This is a genomic window from Streptomyces showdoensis, assembly GCF_039535475.1.
Classification (GTDB): Bacteria; Actinomycetota; Actinomycetes; order Streptomycetales; family Streptomycetaceae; genus Streptomyces; species Streptomyces showdoensis.
This window is the reverse complement of record NZ_BAAAXG010000017.1, coordinates 1-13,248: the sequence shown is the minus strand read 5'-3', so window position 1 is coordinate 13,248 and position 13,248 is coordinate 1. Positions and strand designations below refer to the sequence as shown.

General features: G+C 73.1%; 13 protein-coding genes and 1 pseudogene. 8 read left to right on the top strand and 6 right to left on the bottom strand.

Features of this window, described 5'->3' with window-relative positions; genetic code table 11:
• The first annotated feature begins 5 nt into the window (after positions 1-5).
• From ABD981_RS10775 to ABD981_RS10755, 5 genes are read left to right on the top strand one after another with little or no spacing between them, the layout of a single operon-like run.
• Positions 6-1,064 carry an alpha/beta fold hydrolase gene (locus ABD981_RS10775; RefSeq protein ID WP_046909616.1) on the top strand — a complete coding sequence of 353 codons (1,059 nt, stop codon included), beginning with the start codon at positions 6-8 and terminating at the stop codon, positions 1,062-1,064.
• A complete protein-coding gene (locus ABD981_RS10770; protein ID WP_046909615.1) occupies positions 1,061-1,990 on the top strand; it encodes an acetoacetate decarboxylase family protein in 930 nt (309 codons plus the stop codon). The genes ABD981_RS10775 and ABD981_RS10770 overlap by 4 nt, the downstream gene beginning before the upstream one ends.
• The gene (locus ABD981_RS10765) at positions 1,987-2,472 is read left to right on the top strand and encodes a hypothetical protein (protein WP_205628230.1); all 486 of its coding nucleotides are present in this window, start codon (positions 1,987-1,989) and stop codon (positions 2,470-2,472) included. Before ABD981_RS10770 ends, ABD981_RS10765 begins: the two co-directional genes overlap by 4 nt.
• A complete protein-coding gene (locus tag ABD981_RS10760) occupies positions 2,469-2,882 on the top strand; it encodes a hypothetical protein (protein WP_205628229.1) in 414 nt (137 codons plus the stop codon). The genes ABD981_RS10765 and ABD981_RS10760 overlap by 4 nt, the downstream gene beginning before the upstream one ends.
• Positions 2,879-4,225, top strand: a complete 1,347-nt coding sequence (locus ABD981_RS10755) for a patatin-like phospholipase family protein (RefSeq protein WP_205628228.1) — start codon at positions 2,879-2,881, stop codon at positions 4,223-4,225. Before ABD981_RS10760 ends, ABD981_RS10755 begins: the two co-directional genes overlap by 4 nt.
• A 113-nt stretch (positions 4,226-4,338) precedes the next feature.
• Here the strand turns inward: ABD981_RS10755 and ABD981_RS10750 are convergent, their stop codons facing one another.
• A complete protein-coding gene (locus tag ABD981_RS10750) occupies positions 4,339-5,226 on the bottom strand; it encodes a S1 family peptidase (protein WP_046909614.1) in 888 nt (295 codons plus the stop codon).
• Positions 5,227-5,334: 108 nt separating this feature from the next.
• The gene (locus ABD981_RS10745) at positions 5,335-5,907 is read right to left on the bottom strand and encodes a helix-turn-helix domain-containing protein (RefSeq protein ID WP_046909613.1); all 573 of its coding nucleotides are present in this window, start codon (positions 5,905-5,907) and stop codon (positions 5,335-5,337) included.
• Between the two features lie 256 nt (positions 5,908-6,163).
• Between ABD981_RS10745 and ABD981_RS10740 the strand changes: the two genes are divergently transcribed.
• Both ABD981_RS10740 and ABD981_RS10735 read left to right on the top strand, forming a co-directional pair.
• Positions 6,164-7,288, top strand: coding sequence for an arylsulfotransferase family protein (locus ABD981_RS10740; RefSeq protein ID WP_046909612.1), 1,125 nt, complete (start codon positions 6,164-6,166; stop codon positions 7,286-7,288).
• Positions 7,267-8,685 carry a uracil-xanthine permease family protein gene (locus tag ABD981_RS10735; RefSeq protein ID WP_345528912.1) on the top strand — a complete coding sequence of 473 codons (1,419 nt, stop codon included), beginning with the start codon at positions 7,267-7,269 and terminating at the stop codon, positions 8,683-8,685. The genes ABD981_RS10740 and ABD981_RS10735 overlap by 22 nt, the downstream gene beginning before the upstream one ends.
• Here the strand turns inward: ABD981_RS10735 and ABD981_RS10730 are convergent.
• A pseudogene (locus ABD981_RS10730) lies at positions 8,657-10,008 on the bottom strand (APC family permease). The gene ABD981_RS10735 and the pseudogene ABD981_RS10730 sit on opposite strands and share 29 nt — an antisense overlap.
• Positions 10,009-10,618: 610 nt before the next feature.
• Between ABD981_RS10730 and ABD981_RS10725 the strand changes: the two are divergent.
• A complete protein-coding gene (locus ABD981_RS10725; RefSeq protein ID WP_345528910.1) occupies positions 10,619-10,888 on the top strand; it encodes a hypothetical protein in 270 nt (89 codons plus the stop codon).
• Positions 10,889-11,010: 122 nt separating this feature from the next.
• On the opposite strand, the gene ABD981_RS10720 is transcribed toward ABD981_RS10725, so the two are convergent.
• The 3 genes from ABD981_RS10720 to ABD981_RS10710 form a co-directional block, all read right to left on the bottom strand.
• On the bottom strand, positions 11,011-11,208 hold the full coding sequence (locus ABD981_RS10720) for a hypothetical protein (protein ID WP_345528908.1): 198 nt from the start codon (positions 11,206-11,208) through the stop codon (positions 11,011-11,013).
• Positions 11,205-11,480 (bottom strand): hypothetical protein, encoded by a 276-nt coding sequence (locus tag ABD981_RS10715; RefSeq protein ID WP_345528906.1) that lies wholly within the window; start codon positions 11,478-11,480, stop codon positions 11,205-11,207. Before ABD981_RS10715 ends, ABD981_RS10720 begins: the two co-directional genes overlap by 4 nt.
• Before the next feature lie 409 nt (positions 11,481-11,889).
• Positions 11,890-12,108, bottom strand: coding sequence for an ATP-binding cassette domain-containing protein (locus ABD981_RS10710; RefSeq protein WP_345528904.1), 219 nt, complete (start codon positions 12,106-12,108; stop codon positions 11,890-11,892).
• Between the last annotated feature and the right edge of the window lie 1,140 nt (positions 12,109-13,248).

Genomic DNA, 13,248 nt, shown 5'->3' with positions numbered 1-13,248 from the left:
ACGCGATGACCACCCGCACGCCGGACGGGCCCACGACCCGTCGTGACCACCGCACCGAGGTACAGCCGTTCACCGCGCTCGACGGGCGCCCGCTGACCCTGGTGCACGTCCAGGGGAAGCACCCGCCCGCCAAGGGGCCGGTGCTCGTCGTGCACGGTGCGGGAGTGCGGGCCGAGCTGTTCCGGCCGCCGCTGCCCCGCACCTTCGTCGACGCGCTGATCGACGCCGGCTGGGACGTCTGGCTGCTGAACTGGCGTGCCTCGATCGACCTCGACCCGGTGCCCTGGACGCTGGACCAGGCCGCCGCGTACGACCATCCCGCCGCGGTCGCGCACGTGCTGGCGGCGACCGGCACGGACCGGCTCAAGGCGGTGGTGCACTGCCAGGGTTCGACCTCCTTCATGATGGCGCTGACGGCCGGGCTGCTCCCCCAGGTGGAGACGGTGGTGAGCAACGCGGTGTCGCTGCACCCGGTCGTCCCGCGGCTCTCCACGTTCAAGCTGGCCCGGCTGGCGCCGCTGGTCTCCCGGCTGATGCCGGCCATCTCGCCGGCCTGGGGCGACCGGCCGGCCGGTCCGGTCTCCCGGGCGATGGTGTGGTTCGTGCGCGCCACCCATCCGGAGTGCCGGAACTCGGTGTGCCGCATGGTGAGCTTCACGTACGGCAGCGGCCGGCCGGCCCTGTGGTCGCACGCCCGGCTCGACGAGGAGACGCACGACTGGATCCGCGGCGAGTTCGCCGAGGTGCCGATGAGCTTCTTCGCCCAGATGAACCGGTGCGTCCGGGCCGGGCAGCTGGTGGCGACGGAGGGCATCGAGGGGCTGCCCCGGGCCTTCGCCGAGCGCGCGCCGCGCACGGACGCGCGGATCGCGCTGTTCGCGGGCGAGGACAACCACTGCTTCCTGGCGGAGAGCCAGCAGCGCACCTACGACTTCCTGAACGCGCACCGGCCGGGCCGCGACAGCCTGCACCTGCTCCCCGGCTACGGCCATCTCGACGTGTTCCTGGGCCGTCACGCGGCGACCGACACGTACCCCCTGATCCTTGAGGAGCTCGCCCGATGAACCGGATCCTGGATCTCGCCCGGCTGGGGCTCTCGGCCCTGCCGTCACCGGTGCCGCGCCGGCAACGCCGGCTCGCCGGGCGGCACTCGCTGGTCGACGGCATCCCCTTCGAACTGCCCGTCGACTCGGTCGACACGCCCGCCCTGATGGCCGGGTTCCCGGTCGACGCGGCGGCGGCGGCCCGGCTGCTGCCCGGGGACGAGCTGCACCCCGTGACGCTCCCCGGCGGCAGGGGACTGCTCGTCGTCACGGTCGTGAACTACCTGCGGACGGACATCGGCCGCTACATCGAGTTCTCGATCGCGCTCGCCTGCACGCACGGTTCGCGGCCGGCTCCGCCGCTGCTGCCCGGACTGCTGCGGGGCGCCTTCCGCACCGGGCAGTACGTGGTGGACCTGCCGGTGAGCAGCGAGATCTCGGTCAAGGGCGGCAAGGGCATCTGGGGGATGCCGAAGCACCGGGCCAGTCTCGACTTCAAGGTGAGCGACAGGACGGTGTCCAGCCAGTACGAGGTGGGCGGGCGGCTCGGGATGTTCATCGAGATCCAGCGCCCGCCGGCGACCGCGCTGCCGGTGAAGGCCTCGGCGGTCAACTACTGCGCGTTCCGCGGGATGCTGATGAAGTCGACGGTCTACCTCGACGGCCCGGCCGACGTCGCGGTGGGGCGGCGGGCCCGCGCGCGGCTCGTCCTCGGCGACGCGCCGCAGGTCGCCGCGCTGCACGGCCTGGGGATCGCCGACGATCCGCTGTTCACCCTGTTCCTGCCCTCGGCGCAGGGGGTGCTCGACGACCACTTCGAGTGCTGGTTCCTCACGAGCGGGGAGCCGGGGCGGACGTACGGAGAGGCACTGGACAGCGTGGTGGGACTGGGCATCTCGCAGGAGTGGCCCCCGCCGCCGCGCCTGGACGTGGGAGCGCACCCGTGAAAGAGGCCCTGCTGCTGGTGAACGCGCTGTACTTCCTCTTCGGCGCGACGATGTACATGGGGACGATGTGGGTGCTGAGGTTCTTCCTCTATCCCACCTGGCGGTCCCTCACCCCGGAGAACGTGGGCGACCACTTCGGCGTCCCCACCACCCTCGCCACCACGTTCTTCACGGTGGTCGTGCCCCTGATGTTCGTCTCCGGGATCGTGCTGGTGTGGAGCGAGTGGGGCGAGTGGTACGTGGTCCTGTCGGCGGTCTGTCTGGCGGGCATCCTCGTGCTCACCTACGTCGGCCAGCAGCTGATCATCCCGATCAACAAGCGGATCCGGGCCGGGGACTTCGACGGACCGGCCGGGCTGACGCCGCTGCTGCTGAAGTGGATGCGGCTCAACGACATCCGCTTCGTCGGCTCGACGCTCACCTGGGCGGCGATCGTCTGGTACATCGTCGCCAAGGGCGATCTGCTGGGAGCGCTGGAGTGAGCCTGCTGCCGCCGTACGTCCGGCGGGACCTCCTGCGGGTGGTCCTCCTGCTGATCGGCGCGGTGACGGTGCTGACCGGACTCGTCCAGCTGTGCGCGCCGGGCCCGGTGCTGCGGCTGCTGTCGGCGGACTCGCCGGGCATCGGCCGTCATCTCTTCGCCACCGTGGGCATGTTCATGATTGTCGTGGGCGGTCTCCTCGTCCAGGCCCTGCTGTCCCCGGCCCCGCCCTGGTACGTGCTCCTCTGGACGGGCCTGCAGAAGTTCGGCGCCTTCGCCCTGGTGGGCATCGGGGTCGTCCGGGACCTCTTCGGCGCGATCGCCCTCCTGGTGGCCTTCTTCGACCTGGCCACGGCCCTGCTCTGCTGGCTGATGGCCCGCCGGCTGTGGCACGCGGGGACGCACGCGTGACCCGGCGCTCACTGGTCCTCGCGGGCGGCGGGATGCGCGTCGCCTGGCAGACCGGCGTGGTGCGGGCGCTGCGCGAGCACGGGCTCGCCTTCGACCACGTCGACGGGACCTCGGGCGGCATCATGACCACGGGCATGGTGCTGTCCGGGCTGGACCCGGCGGAGATGGGACGGCGCTGGTCCGCGCTGGACGTACGGGAGTTCGGCTCGCCACTGCCGCTCACGGACTACCTGAAGGGCCCCTGGGCGCTGCCCGCCCTCGGCGACGCGGAGGGGATGGTCCGCGAGGTGCTGCCCGCGCTCGGCGTCGACGTGGCGGCGATCCGCGCCTCGCCGGTGGCGGGCACCTTCAACGTGGCCGACTTCGTCACCAAGACCTGCGTGGCCGTACCGCACACCGAGATCGACCTGGAGCTGATGGCCGCGGGCATGTCCCTGCCCCTGTTCGTCACGCCGCTGCGCCGGGGGCCGCGGGTCTGGACCGACGCGGTCTGGATCAAGGACGCCAACCTGACGGAGGCGCTGCGCCGCGGGGCGGACGAGGTGTGGCTGGTGTGGTGCATCGGGAACGCGCCGTACTGGGGTGACGGGCCCCTCGAACAGTACGTGCACATGATCGAGATGAGCGCGAACGGGGCGCTCTTCGCCGAACTGGACGCCGCGGCGGCGGCGCACCGCCCCTTCGTCCTCCATGTGATCAGGCCGCGCCACCCGCTCCCCCTCGACCCGGAGTTCCTGACCGGCCGGATCTCCGCGGACTCCCTGGTCGCGATGGGGTACCGGGACGCCTGGGAGTACCTCGGTTCGGCGGCGCCGACGGGCGTGCCGAAGGACCAGGCCTGCACGACGATGCGGGAGCCGGTGCGCGGGGTGCGGTTCCGGGAGCGGCTGCGCGGGGAGGCGGCGGGCGCCGGGCTCCTCCTGGACGTGACCGTCGAGCTCCCGCTGCCGCCGGACGGCACGCCCTCCCCCGGCGCCCGGCTGGCCGGGCACGTCGACCACGCGCCGTGGGGCGGCCGGGTGCTCCTCGCGGACGGCCGGGTCGAGTCTGCGGGCGGCGGCGTCGACTACGTGGCGCGGGTGCGGCTCGGCGGGACCTGGCACGCGCTCCGCGCCCACCGGGACCTGACCGACGCCCCGGGTCCGGACCTGTGGCCCGACGCGCGGGAGGCGGCCTTCGAGGCCACCGACGGCACCTCGGCCACCCTGCGCCTGGGGCTGCGCGAGGCGGCCCGCGCCCTGGCCTCGGTGGAACCGTACGGCGCCCACGGCTTCCGGGACCGGGCGGAGGCCCTGCGGGAGCTGGCCCGGGTGGGGCTGCGGCGCGCGCTGACGCGGGGGTGACGGGGTGGGGCGGGGCGTGCCTTCGAGGGGCGGGCCGCCTCGCGCGCGGGAGCCCGCCCGGCCTCCGAGCGGCCGGACGGGCGGTGGGGCGGGTGACGCGGGGGTGGGGGGTGTTACGGCTTGGGCAGGGTGCAGCCCGGGCGGTTCAGGTCGATCACGTTGCCCGCGCCGACGCACGGGACGATCGTGTAGGTCTCCTGGGCGTAGTTGATGCCCTGGCGGACGGTCACGACGCCGTTCTCGTCGACCTCGCACGGGTTGTTCACGGTGCAGCGCTCACCGCTCTCGTTGCCCGTGTTGTTGACCGCGACGACCTTGCCGGTGGCCGTGTCGACGACCGGCGATCCGGAGGTGCCGCCGATGGTGTTGCAGGACGAGGTGTAGCGGACCGAGTCCTTCCAGGTCCACTCGCCCTCCTTCATCCGGTAGACGAAGCCGTCGACGTTGCAGCTGTAGATCCGCTTCCAGTACCCGGACACCACCTTGATCGACGAACCCTGGGTCGGGCGGACGTCGTTGAGGGTCAGGGCGGCTATTCCGTACTGGCTCTGGATCTGCGCGTACGTCTTGGTGAGCTGGTAGATCGAGATGTCCGTGTCGGTCATCGTGGCGTACGAGATCTTGCTGGCCCGCAGCGTCGCGACCTTGGTGCCGGCCGAGTTGAGCAGCGAGAAGGAGCGGGTGGAGCGGGCGTCCTTGACGACCACGCCCGCGCCCGGCATGCCGGTCTCCAGACAGTGCCCGTTGGAGAGGACGAGCGCGAGGTCGTTCGGCTGGGAGTTCGGCACGCGGACGAGCGAGCCGGAGCAGTTGCTGAGCGCGACCGTGCCGGCGAAGTCGACCGCGACGGCGGCCGAGGCCTGGCTCCGGGCCGCGGGGGCCACGGCCGGGGCCTGGCTCCGGGCCGCGGGGGCCTGCGGCGGCGCGGCGGCCACGGCCGGGGCCGCGGCCGCTCCGGTCAGGAGCAGCGCGAGCAGGGCGCCGACGAGAGGCTTCTTCATGTGGGGGTTCCCCTCTGATGACATGCAACCGAAGATCCTCCGGTTGTCATGTGCATTCTTAGAATGGAGACCCCAACCCACAAGAGGGCGTACCGGATCGAGCCACCGTCACACCCGTCCCACCGTCAGCCCCCCCAGGACCTCCACGTGGTCCCCCACCGCCACCACGAGCACCCGCGTCCCCGGCTCGGCGGTGCGCCAGCGGTGCCGCACCCCGCCGGACATCAGCAGCGAGTCCCCCCGGCCCAGCCGGTGGATCCGCCCCTCGGCCTCCACCTCCACCGCGCCGTCCGCCACGTACATCAACTCGTCGTTGCGGTGCCGGAACTCGCGGTCCGCCTCCTGCTCGCCGGTGAACTCCAGGGCGTGCAGCTGATGCCGGCCGCGCACCAGCGGCCGGACCCGCGCGTCCTCGCTCAGCCCGCTGTCGTCCCCCGCGCGCACCACCTCGACGGTACGGGTCGCGTCGGAGGCGGCGAGCAGCTGCACCGCCGTGGTGTCGAGCGCGTCCGCGATCCGCTGGAGCGAGCGCATGCTGGGCCGCGCCCGGTCGTTCTCGATCTGGCTGAGGAACGGCGACGAGAGCCCGCTGCGCCCCGCGACGTCGGCGAGCGTCAGGTCCAGGGCGCGGCGCCGGCGGCGCACGGCCGCCCCGACCCGCGGGGTGTTGGCGACCTCCACGGTTGTCCGTCCTTCCCCGCCCCGCGGCGTGTTCGCGGCCTCCATGGTTGCCCGTCCTTCCCCGCCCCGCGGCGCCCGCCGCACCCGTTCTCCCTGCTTGACGGCACCCTACGCCGCCCGCGCCGAGGATCCGGAGACGGTTTCGCACTCCCGACACACGCCCGTCACACGACACCTCTACCTTCAAAGTCAGTTGCTCTCATCAAAGAAACTTTGACGACTTCGACCACCCCGACGCCTGGAGGCGCGCCCCGCCATGCCCCTGATCGACCAGAACTCCCGCCGCCGACGCCCGACCGGCCTCATCGCCCTCGACGAGGAGGCCGCCCACCCCGGCTACACCCTCTACGCCCCGCTCACCGGCACCGGCCAGGTCCACCTGATCGACCTCCGCGGCCGCGCCGTCCACCGCTGGGACCTTCCCTACCGCCCCGGCCGGCACGCCCGACTGCTCGCCGACGGGACCCTCGCCTACAACGGCGTCCTGCCCGGCGAGAAGGCCCTGTTCCCGATGTGGCACAAGTACCGGGGCGGCGTCATGCTCAAGGCCGCGCCCGACGGGACCGTGCTGCGCGAGCACCGCGACCCCCTCCAGCACCACGACGCCCACCACCTCGACGACGGCCGGATCCTCTACACCGCCCTCGAACCCCTCTCGGGCGAACGGGCCGCGGCGGTACGGGGCGGGGTCCCCGGCTCCGAGGCCGCGGGCGGGACCGTCTGGGCCGACACCATCCGCGAGGTCGGCCCGGACGGCGGACTCCTGTGGTCGTGGAGCGCGGCGGACCACCTCGACCCCGAGGAGTTCCCGCTGCACGAGGCCTACGCCCGCGAGCACTGGCCGCTGATCAACAGCGTCACCCCGCTGCGCGACGGCAACGTCCTCGCCAGCCTGCGCAGCGTCTCCGCCGTCGTCGTGATCAGCCGCACGACCGGCGAGATCCTGTGGCGCAGCCGCCCCGGCACCGTCAGCCAGCAGCACGCCCCCACCGAGCTCGACGACGGCCGGCTGCTCGTCTTCGACAACGGCGTCTTCCGGCCCGGCCACGACGTCCCCTACTCCCGCGTCGTCGAACTCGACCGGACCGGCGGCGAGGTCGTCTGGGAGTACCACGACCCGGCCCGCGAGTTCTTCTTCGCTCCGTTCATGGGCTCCGCGCAGCGCCTGCCGAACGGCAACACCCTGGTCACCGACTCCCCGTCGGGCCGTCTCTTCGAGGTGACGAAGGACGGCTACCTGTGCTGGGAGTACGTCGTCCCGCACTTCGCCGGATACGAGGAGCACGAGGTCCGGGGCCTGTTCCCGGCCGAGCCCAACGCCGTGTTCCGCGCCTACCGTTACGCCGCCGAGGAGATCCCGTGGCTGGAGGCGACGGCATGACGACCACCCCCGCCCCGGCTCCCGCCGCCGACCCCGCCGACGCGCCCGTACCGCCGCACCGGCTGCTCCCCCTCGCCGCCCAGCACGTGCTGGCGATGATCGCGGCACCCGTCTCCACCGTCTTCCTCGTCGCCGGCACCCTCCGCCTCTCCCCCGGCGCCGCCGCCTCGCTGCTCAGCGCCGTCCTGCTGCTGTGCGGAGCGGGCGCCCTGCTGCAGTCGCTCGGCGTCTGGCGGATCGGCGGCAGGCTGCCGTTCGTCATGCTGCCCGGCGGCGCGGCTACCGCGCTGTTCCTCCAGATCGCCCAGGACCACGGCGCCCCCACCGCGGCCGGCTCCGTCCTCCTCGCGGCGGGCCTGCTGGTGGCCGTGCTCCCCCTGTACGGGCGGATCGTGCGACTCTTCCCGCCCCTGGTCATGGGCGTGACCGTGCTGCTCATCGGCATCGCGATGATCCGCGTCGCCGCCCGCCTGATCACCGGCCCCGACGGCACCGGCGCACCGCGCGCGGTGCTGCTCGCCGCCCTCACCGTCGCGGCGACCGTCGCCGCGTACGTGCTGCTGCGCGGCGTCTGGCGGCAGACCGCGGTCCTCATCGGCATGGCCACCGGCACCCTCGTCGCCGTGGCCACCGGGCTCGGCGCCTTCACCCCGGCCGCCGGCGAGGGCTTCGCCCTGCCCGACCTCCTGCCGTACGGCACCCCCCGCTTCGACCTGGTCGCCGCCCTGCCGCTGCTGGTCTTCAGCCTGACCACGCTGGCCGAGATCACCGGCCAGACCGTCCTCAACAGCGAGACGGTCGGCCGCACCCCCGACCCCGGCCGGGACGTGCCGCGCGTCGCGCGCGCCGACGCCCTGGTCTCCCTGGCCGGCGGCCTGTTCGGCACCTCCCTCATGGTCACCAGCGCCGAGAACATCGGCATCGGCCGCCTCACCGGGGTCCGCAGCCGCTTCGTCACGGCGGGCGCCGGCGTCCTGCTGATCGCCCTCGGCGTGGCCACTCCGGTCTCCCGCGCCCTCGCCGGCATCCCCGAGGCCGTCGTGGGCGGCTCCGCGCTCGTCGTCTACGCCGTCATCGCGGTGATGGGCGTCGAGATGCTCCGCCGCGCCGACCTCTCCGGCACCGGAACGGGCTCCCTGACCGCCGCCCTCGCCCTCACGGCGGGCCTGCTGCCCCTCCTCGTCCCGGACCTGTACGCGGGCTTCCCCGGCTGGGCCCGCACGATCCTCGGCAGCGGCGTCGTCGCCGGGACCCTCACCGCCGTCCTGCTCACCGCCGTCCTGGGGCGCTTCGGCCGGGCCGGGGACGCCGAAGGGCCGGGGCGGCCGTTGCCGCCCCGGCCCCGGGGCCGGGTCTCGGTGCGCAGGGTCAGACCTGCTCGTCCTCCGGGATGCTGACCAGCCAGCGGGTGTCCCGCCGGGGCCGGAGGTAGAGGGCCCAGTAGAGGGTGGCCACGGCGGTGATGCCGCCGGTCCACAGCAGGTACTCGGTGTCCTGCATGTACAGGACGTAGGCGAGGACGCCGATGAGCAGCACCGGCACGGCCGGCCAGAGCGGCATCCGCCAGGCGGCCACCTCGCGGTGCGCGCCCCGGCGGCTGAAACAGGGCGGCCACCCGCGACCAGCAGGTACATGCCGGTGACGGAGACGCCGCGTGACGCCGTACAGGGTGTCGAGGTTCACGAAGCACAGGGCAGCGCCCGGCACGCCGACGGCCAGGGTGGCCACCCACGGGGAGCCGAAGCGGCCGAGCCGGGAGAGGGCGTTGTTGACCGGCTCGGGCCAGGCCTTGTCACGGGCGGAGGCGAACAGGACGCGGGAGTTCTGGATGACCATGACGATGCCGGCGTTGATGATCGCCAGCGCGACGCAGAGGCTGATGAAGGTGCCGACGGCGGAGTTGGACCAGGCGGTGATCATGCCGCTGATGTCGCCGCCGGTGAGGGTCTCCAGGTCGCCGGCGCCGAGCGTGATCGCGCTGACGGGGACGAGGATGACGGCGGTCGAGATGGCCAGCGTGGCGAGCACGGTGCGGGCCACGTTGCGGCGGGGGTTCTCCAGCTCCTCGGAGAGGTAGACGGCCGTCGAGAAGCCCTGGGTGACGAAGAGGGGCGATGGCGAGGCCGGAGACGACCATGGCGCCGGTGACCAGCGAGTGCGTGCCGCCCGCGGGTGCCACCTCGCCGTGCACCAGGGCCCCGACGCCCCGCTGCGAGTGGGAGAAGCCGAGGATCGCGACGATGCCGCGGCGACGACCTCCAGGACCAGGAAGATGCCGGTGATCCAGGCGTTGGCCCGCAGGTCGAGCAGGCCCCGCGAGGGTCGCCAGGACCATGACGCCGGCGCCGGCGAGCGGGCCGGGACGTGCACCAGGGGCGCGAGGTAGTCGGCGGTCCCCCATGGCGATCACCGGTGGCACGATCATCCCCACCAGCAGGGACAGCACAGAACACCAGCCAGCCGGCGAGCCGGCCCGAGAGGGTGAGACGATGGCGTACTCGCCGCCCGCGCTGGGGATCAGGGTGCCCAGTTCGGAGTAGCAGAACGCGACGCCGATGCAGAGCAGCGAGCCGATGGCGATGGTGAGGGCCGCGTACGTGCCCGACGCCGTCGAAGAGGTCCGGGACGACCACGAAGAGGGTCGAGGCGGGCGTCACGCACGACAGCGTGAGCAGGGTTCCGCCCACGACACCGATGGAACGCTTGAGTTTCTGCGGCACGGGTCGGTCGGGGGGGCCAACGCGTGCGGTGCGCTGAGGGTGTCCGTCATCAGGCGGTTCCGATCGTGCGAGCGGTGTATCCGAGCGGAGCGGTATCGCCTCCGAGCGTCCGGTGATCAGTGGTTCCGTGGCTCCCGGGCTGAATGGAAGCTCGGGCGGAACGCTGGTCAATGCCTCTCCCGCTGCGGAATCCGTCGCTCCGGGGCGCGCCGACGGGGCCCTGGGGCGCTAAGAACGCGATAAGACGGCGTAAACACTCGGTGCGGGAACCGCAGCCCGCCCGCCAGGTCTTTTCCCGCGCTTTACCCCTGCGGGCACCGTCCGTCCGCGGTTCGGGACGGTGCGCGTCACTCGGGACGGCTGAAGCGGCGGGCGGCCCACACGAGGTCAGCACGCGAGGGTGAGGAGCAGCCCGGCCTCCAGGGACAGGGGCGGCTGCCGGCCCGCCCATTCGACGCCGCCGACGGCCGCCTGGTCCGGCACCGCAGGGAGATCGAGCGCCGCAGCAGGTCCACCCCGTACGCGAGCGGATTGACGGTGGCCAGGGCGCGGGCCCAGCCCGGCAGGGACTCCAAGGGGGAAGAAGGCGCCGGACAGGAAGAGCAGCGGCATGCATCAGGAGGCTGAGCAGGGTGTGGAAGGTCTCGGGGCTGCGCAGCGTGACCGCCAGCGCGAGGGCGAGGGCGGTGATGGCGAAGGAGGCGAGCAGCATGCCGCCGAGGAGCAGCAGGAGGAGGAGCGGGTCGTAGGGCAGTCGACCGCGCGCGGCCAGGCAGAGCAGTACGGCGCCCTGTACGGCGGCGACGAGGGTGCCGCCGGCGCAGCTGCCGAGGAGCAGGGTGGAGCGCTGACCGGGGCCATCAGGAGCTCGCGCAGATAGCCGCTCTGCCGGTCGGTGATGAGCCGGATGCCCACCATGATGGGCCGGGGTCTGGACCGTCATCATCAGCATGCCGGGGAAGAGGTACGTCTGGTATCCGGTGCCCAGGGAGGCGTTGGGGATCAGGGTGGCGAGTCCGCCGCCGAGGGCGAAGAGGTAGAGCACCGCTGGAGCAGGACGAGGCCGGTGTGGGCGCGCTGGCAGGCGAGGCGCAGCAGGTCGCGGTGGACCAGGGCGTGGATGGCGCGCAGTGTCTGCCGCAGCCGGGGGGCCGGTCCGCGGTCCGTGGCCTCGGGTGCCCGGAGGGTGAGGGCGGTCATCGGCCGGCTCCCGCGGCGGTCGCGGCCGGGGTGGTGTGGATGCTGCGGCCGGTGTGGTGGAAGAAGACGTCGTCGAGCGTGGGCGGGGTGGCGGAGGCGGCGTGCACGGCGATGCCGTGCCCGGCGAGGGCGGCGCACAGCCGTGGGATCCACGTGCTGCCGTCGGGTACCCGGAGCCAGGTCCCGTCGGCGTCGGCGGTGACGGGACGGTCCGGCGGCGCGGCCTGGGCGACGATCTTCCGGGCCCGCTCGTCGTCGCTGGTGCGGAGCACCACCGGTCGTCGCCGATCTCGGCCTTGAGCGCGTGCGGCGTGCCCTGGGCGACCAGCCGGCCCCGGTCGGCGATCGCGATGCGGTCGCAGTTCTCCGCCTCGTCCAGGTAGTGCGTGGTGACGAGAGGGTGCTGCCCTGCCGGTCGCGCAGCTCTCGCAGGTGCTCCCAGATCTGGGCGCGGGCGTGCGGGTCGAGGCCGGTGGTCGGTTCGTCCAGGAACAGCACGCTCGGGGGAGTGCAGCAACTGGCGGCGATCTCCAGGCGTCGCCGCATGCCGCCGACAGGGCGCGTACGGGGAACGCCCCGGTCGGTCAGGCCGGCGGTTCGAGCACCTCGGCCGTCCGCCGAGCACGTCGCGGCGGCGCAGCCCGTAGAGGCGGGCGTGGATGCGGAGGTTCTGCTCGACCGTCAGCGTCCGGGTCGAGGGCGCTGTGCTGGAAGAGGATGCCGACCTGTCCGCCGCACGTCGTGCGGCGTGAGCACCGTCGAAGCCGGCACGGTGGCGCGGCCGGAGGTGGGGCGGGCGAGGGCGCAGAGCATGGCGATGGTCGTGCACTTCCCCGCTCCGTTGGGGCCGAGGAAGGCGAAGGTCTCGCCCTGGCGCACGTCGAGGTCGAGGCCGCTCACCGCGTCGACGACGGTGCCGTGCGGGCCCGGGTAGCTCTTGACCAGACGGCGTGCTGATGGCGTATGGCTGCATGGGGCTCGTCCCTCGTGGTCCGACGCGCCTCGAAGGGCGGGCGGTCGGGCGGGTGGCGGAAAACACGATCGCCGGCGGTCGCCACGGGGGCGACCACCGGCCGGAGGGCGCGGCCGCTACCCGCTAGCGCAGCTGATGCCGATTACATGCCTGGTGTTGAGAGAGCGTGCAGCAGGCCGTTAACGCAGCGCGCACTGTCCGCTCTGAACGAGTCGCCGTCGGCAACACTGATCGCGGTGCGGTCTCCGGACGGGCGTGCAGGGCAGGCCAGCAGCTCGAGTCCTGGTCTCGATGACACTTCTCCTTCTCTGTGACCGTGACGGCAGGGATTCCTGCCGCTCAGACCGGCTGCTGGACCATCCAGTGCGCGGGTTCTGTGTGGCGCTCCGCAGGGTAGGAACCCGAGGATTCCGGCGGCTCGTCGCTCCAGCTCGTCGAGCACTCGGTACTCGTTCGGGACACGACGTGGCTGCCGCGGTGGTGCGTTCGGGCAGCGGATGAGCGGCCAGGTCCTCGGCCATCGGGCCCGGTAGGCGGGGTCGCCGGTGGCCTCGGCCATGTGCGAGGAGGTAGTCGCCGTTCCCGGCCAGTCCGTGGCACTGGTGACGGCCGCGCGGGAGCGCGCTCCACGACGGCGCGCGTGCCGGCCCGGGCGATGGGCGCCGAACCGCTCGTCGCGGTCTGTGCCCGCCAGAGGCGACGAGAAGGAGAACGACGTTCCGCGACGCCGTGGCACCAGTACGGGCCGTGGCACGAGTCCGTCTCCTGGGCCGGCCACTGGGCGGCGCCGTCGACCATGACGGCGTGCAGTCACCAGGTGTGCGCCGGCCGCAGGGCCAGTTCGCCGCGGTGGTCCGGCTCTGGTAGACGTGCCGCGTGCCTCCAGGAGGAACGCAGCCGTATGCGGAGGTGCCGATGGGCGAAGCCGGTAGCGGCTTGCGGCCTCCTCGACGACGGCCTCCGCGGGCAGCGGCAGCTGGTCCGGATGCGTTCGCGCCGGGCCGCGGCCGCGAGGCGCGGTCGGCACAGTTCGACGCAACCGGTCGCGAAGCGGGGGTCTCCGGTGC

What these genes read in the sequence shown, in the direction of transcription:
- ABD981_RS10775 (WP_046909616.1), top strand. Translation starts at nt 6, where the DNA reads ATGACCACCCGCACGCCGGACGGGCCCACGACCCGTCGTGACCACCGC.
- ABD981_RS10770 (WP_046909615.1), top strand. Translation starts at nt 1,061, where the DNA reads ATGAACCGGATCCTGGATCTCGCCCGGCTGGGGCTCTCGGCCCTGCCG.
- ABD981_RS10750 (WP_046909614.1), bottom strand. Translation starts at nt 5,226, where the DNA reads ATGAAGAAGCCTCTCGTCGGCGCCCTGCTCGCGCTGCTCCTGACCGGA.
- ABD981_RS10740 (WP_046909612.1), top strand. Translation starts at nt 6,164, where the DNA reads ATGCCCCTGATCGACCAGAACTCCCGCCGCCGACGCCCGACCGGCCTC.
- ABD981_RS10725 (WP_345528910.1), top strand. Translation starts at nt 10,619, where the DNA reads ATGCATCAGGAGGCTGAGCAGGGTGTGGAAGGTCTCGGGGCTGCGCAG.
- ABD981_RS10720 (WP_345528908.1), bottom strand. Translation starts at nt 11,208, where the DNA reads ATGACCGCCCTCACCCTCCGGGCACCCGAGGCCACGGACCGCGGACCG.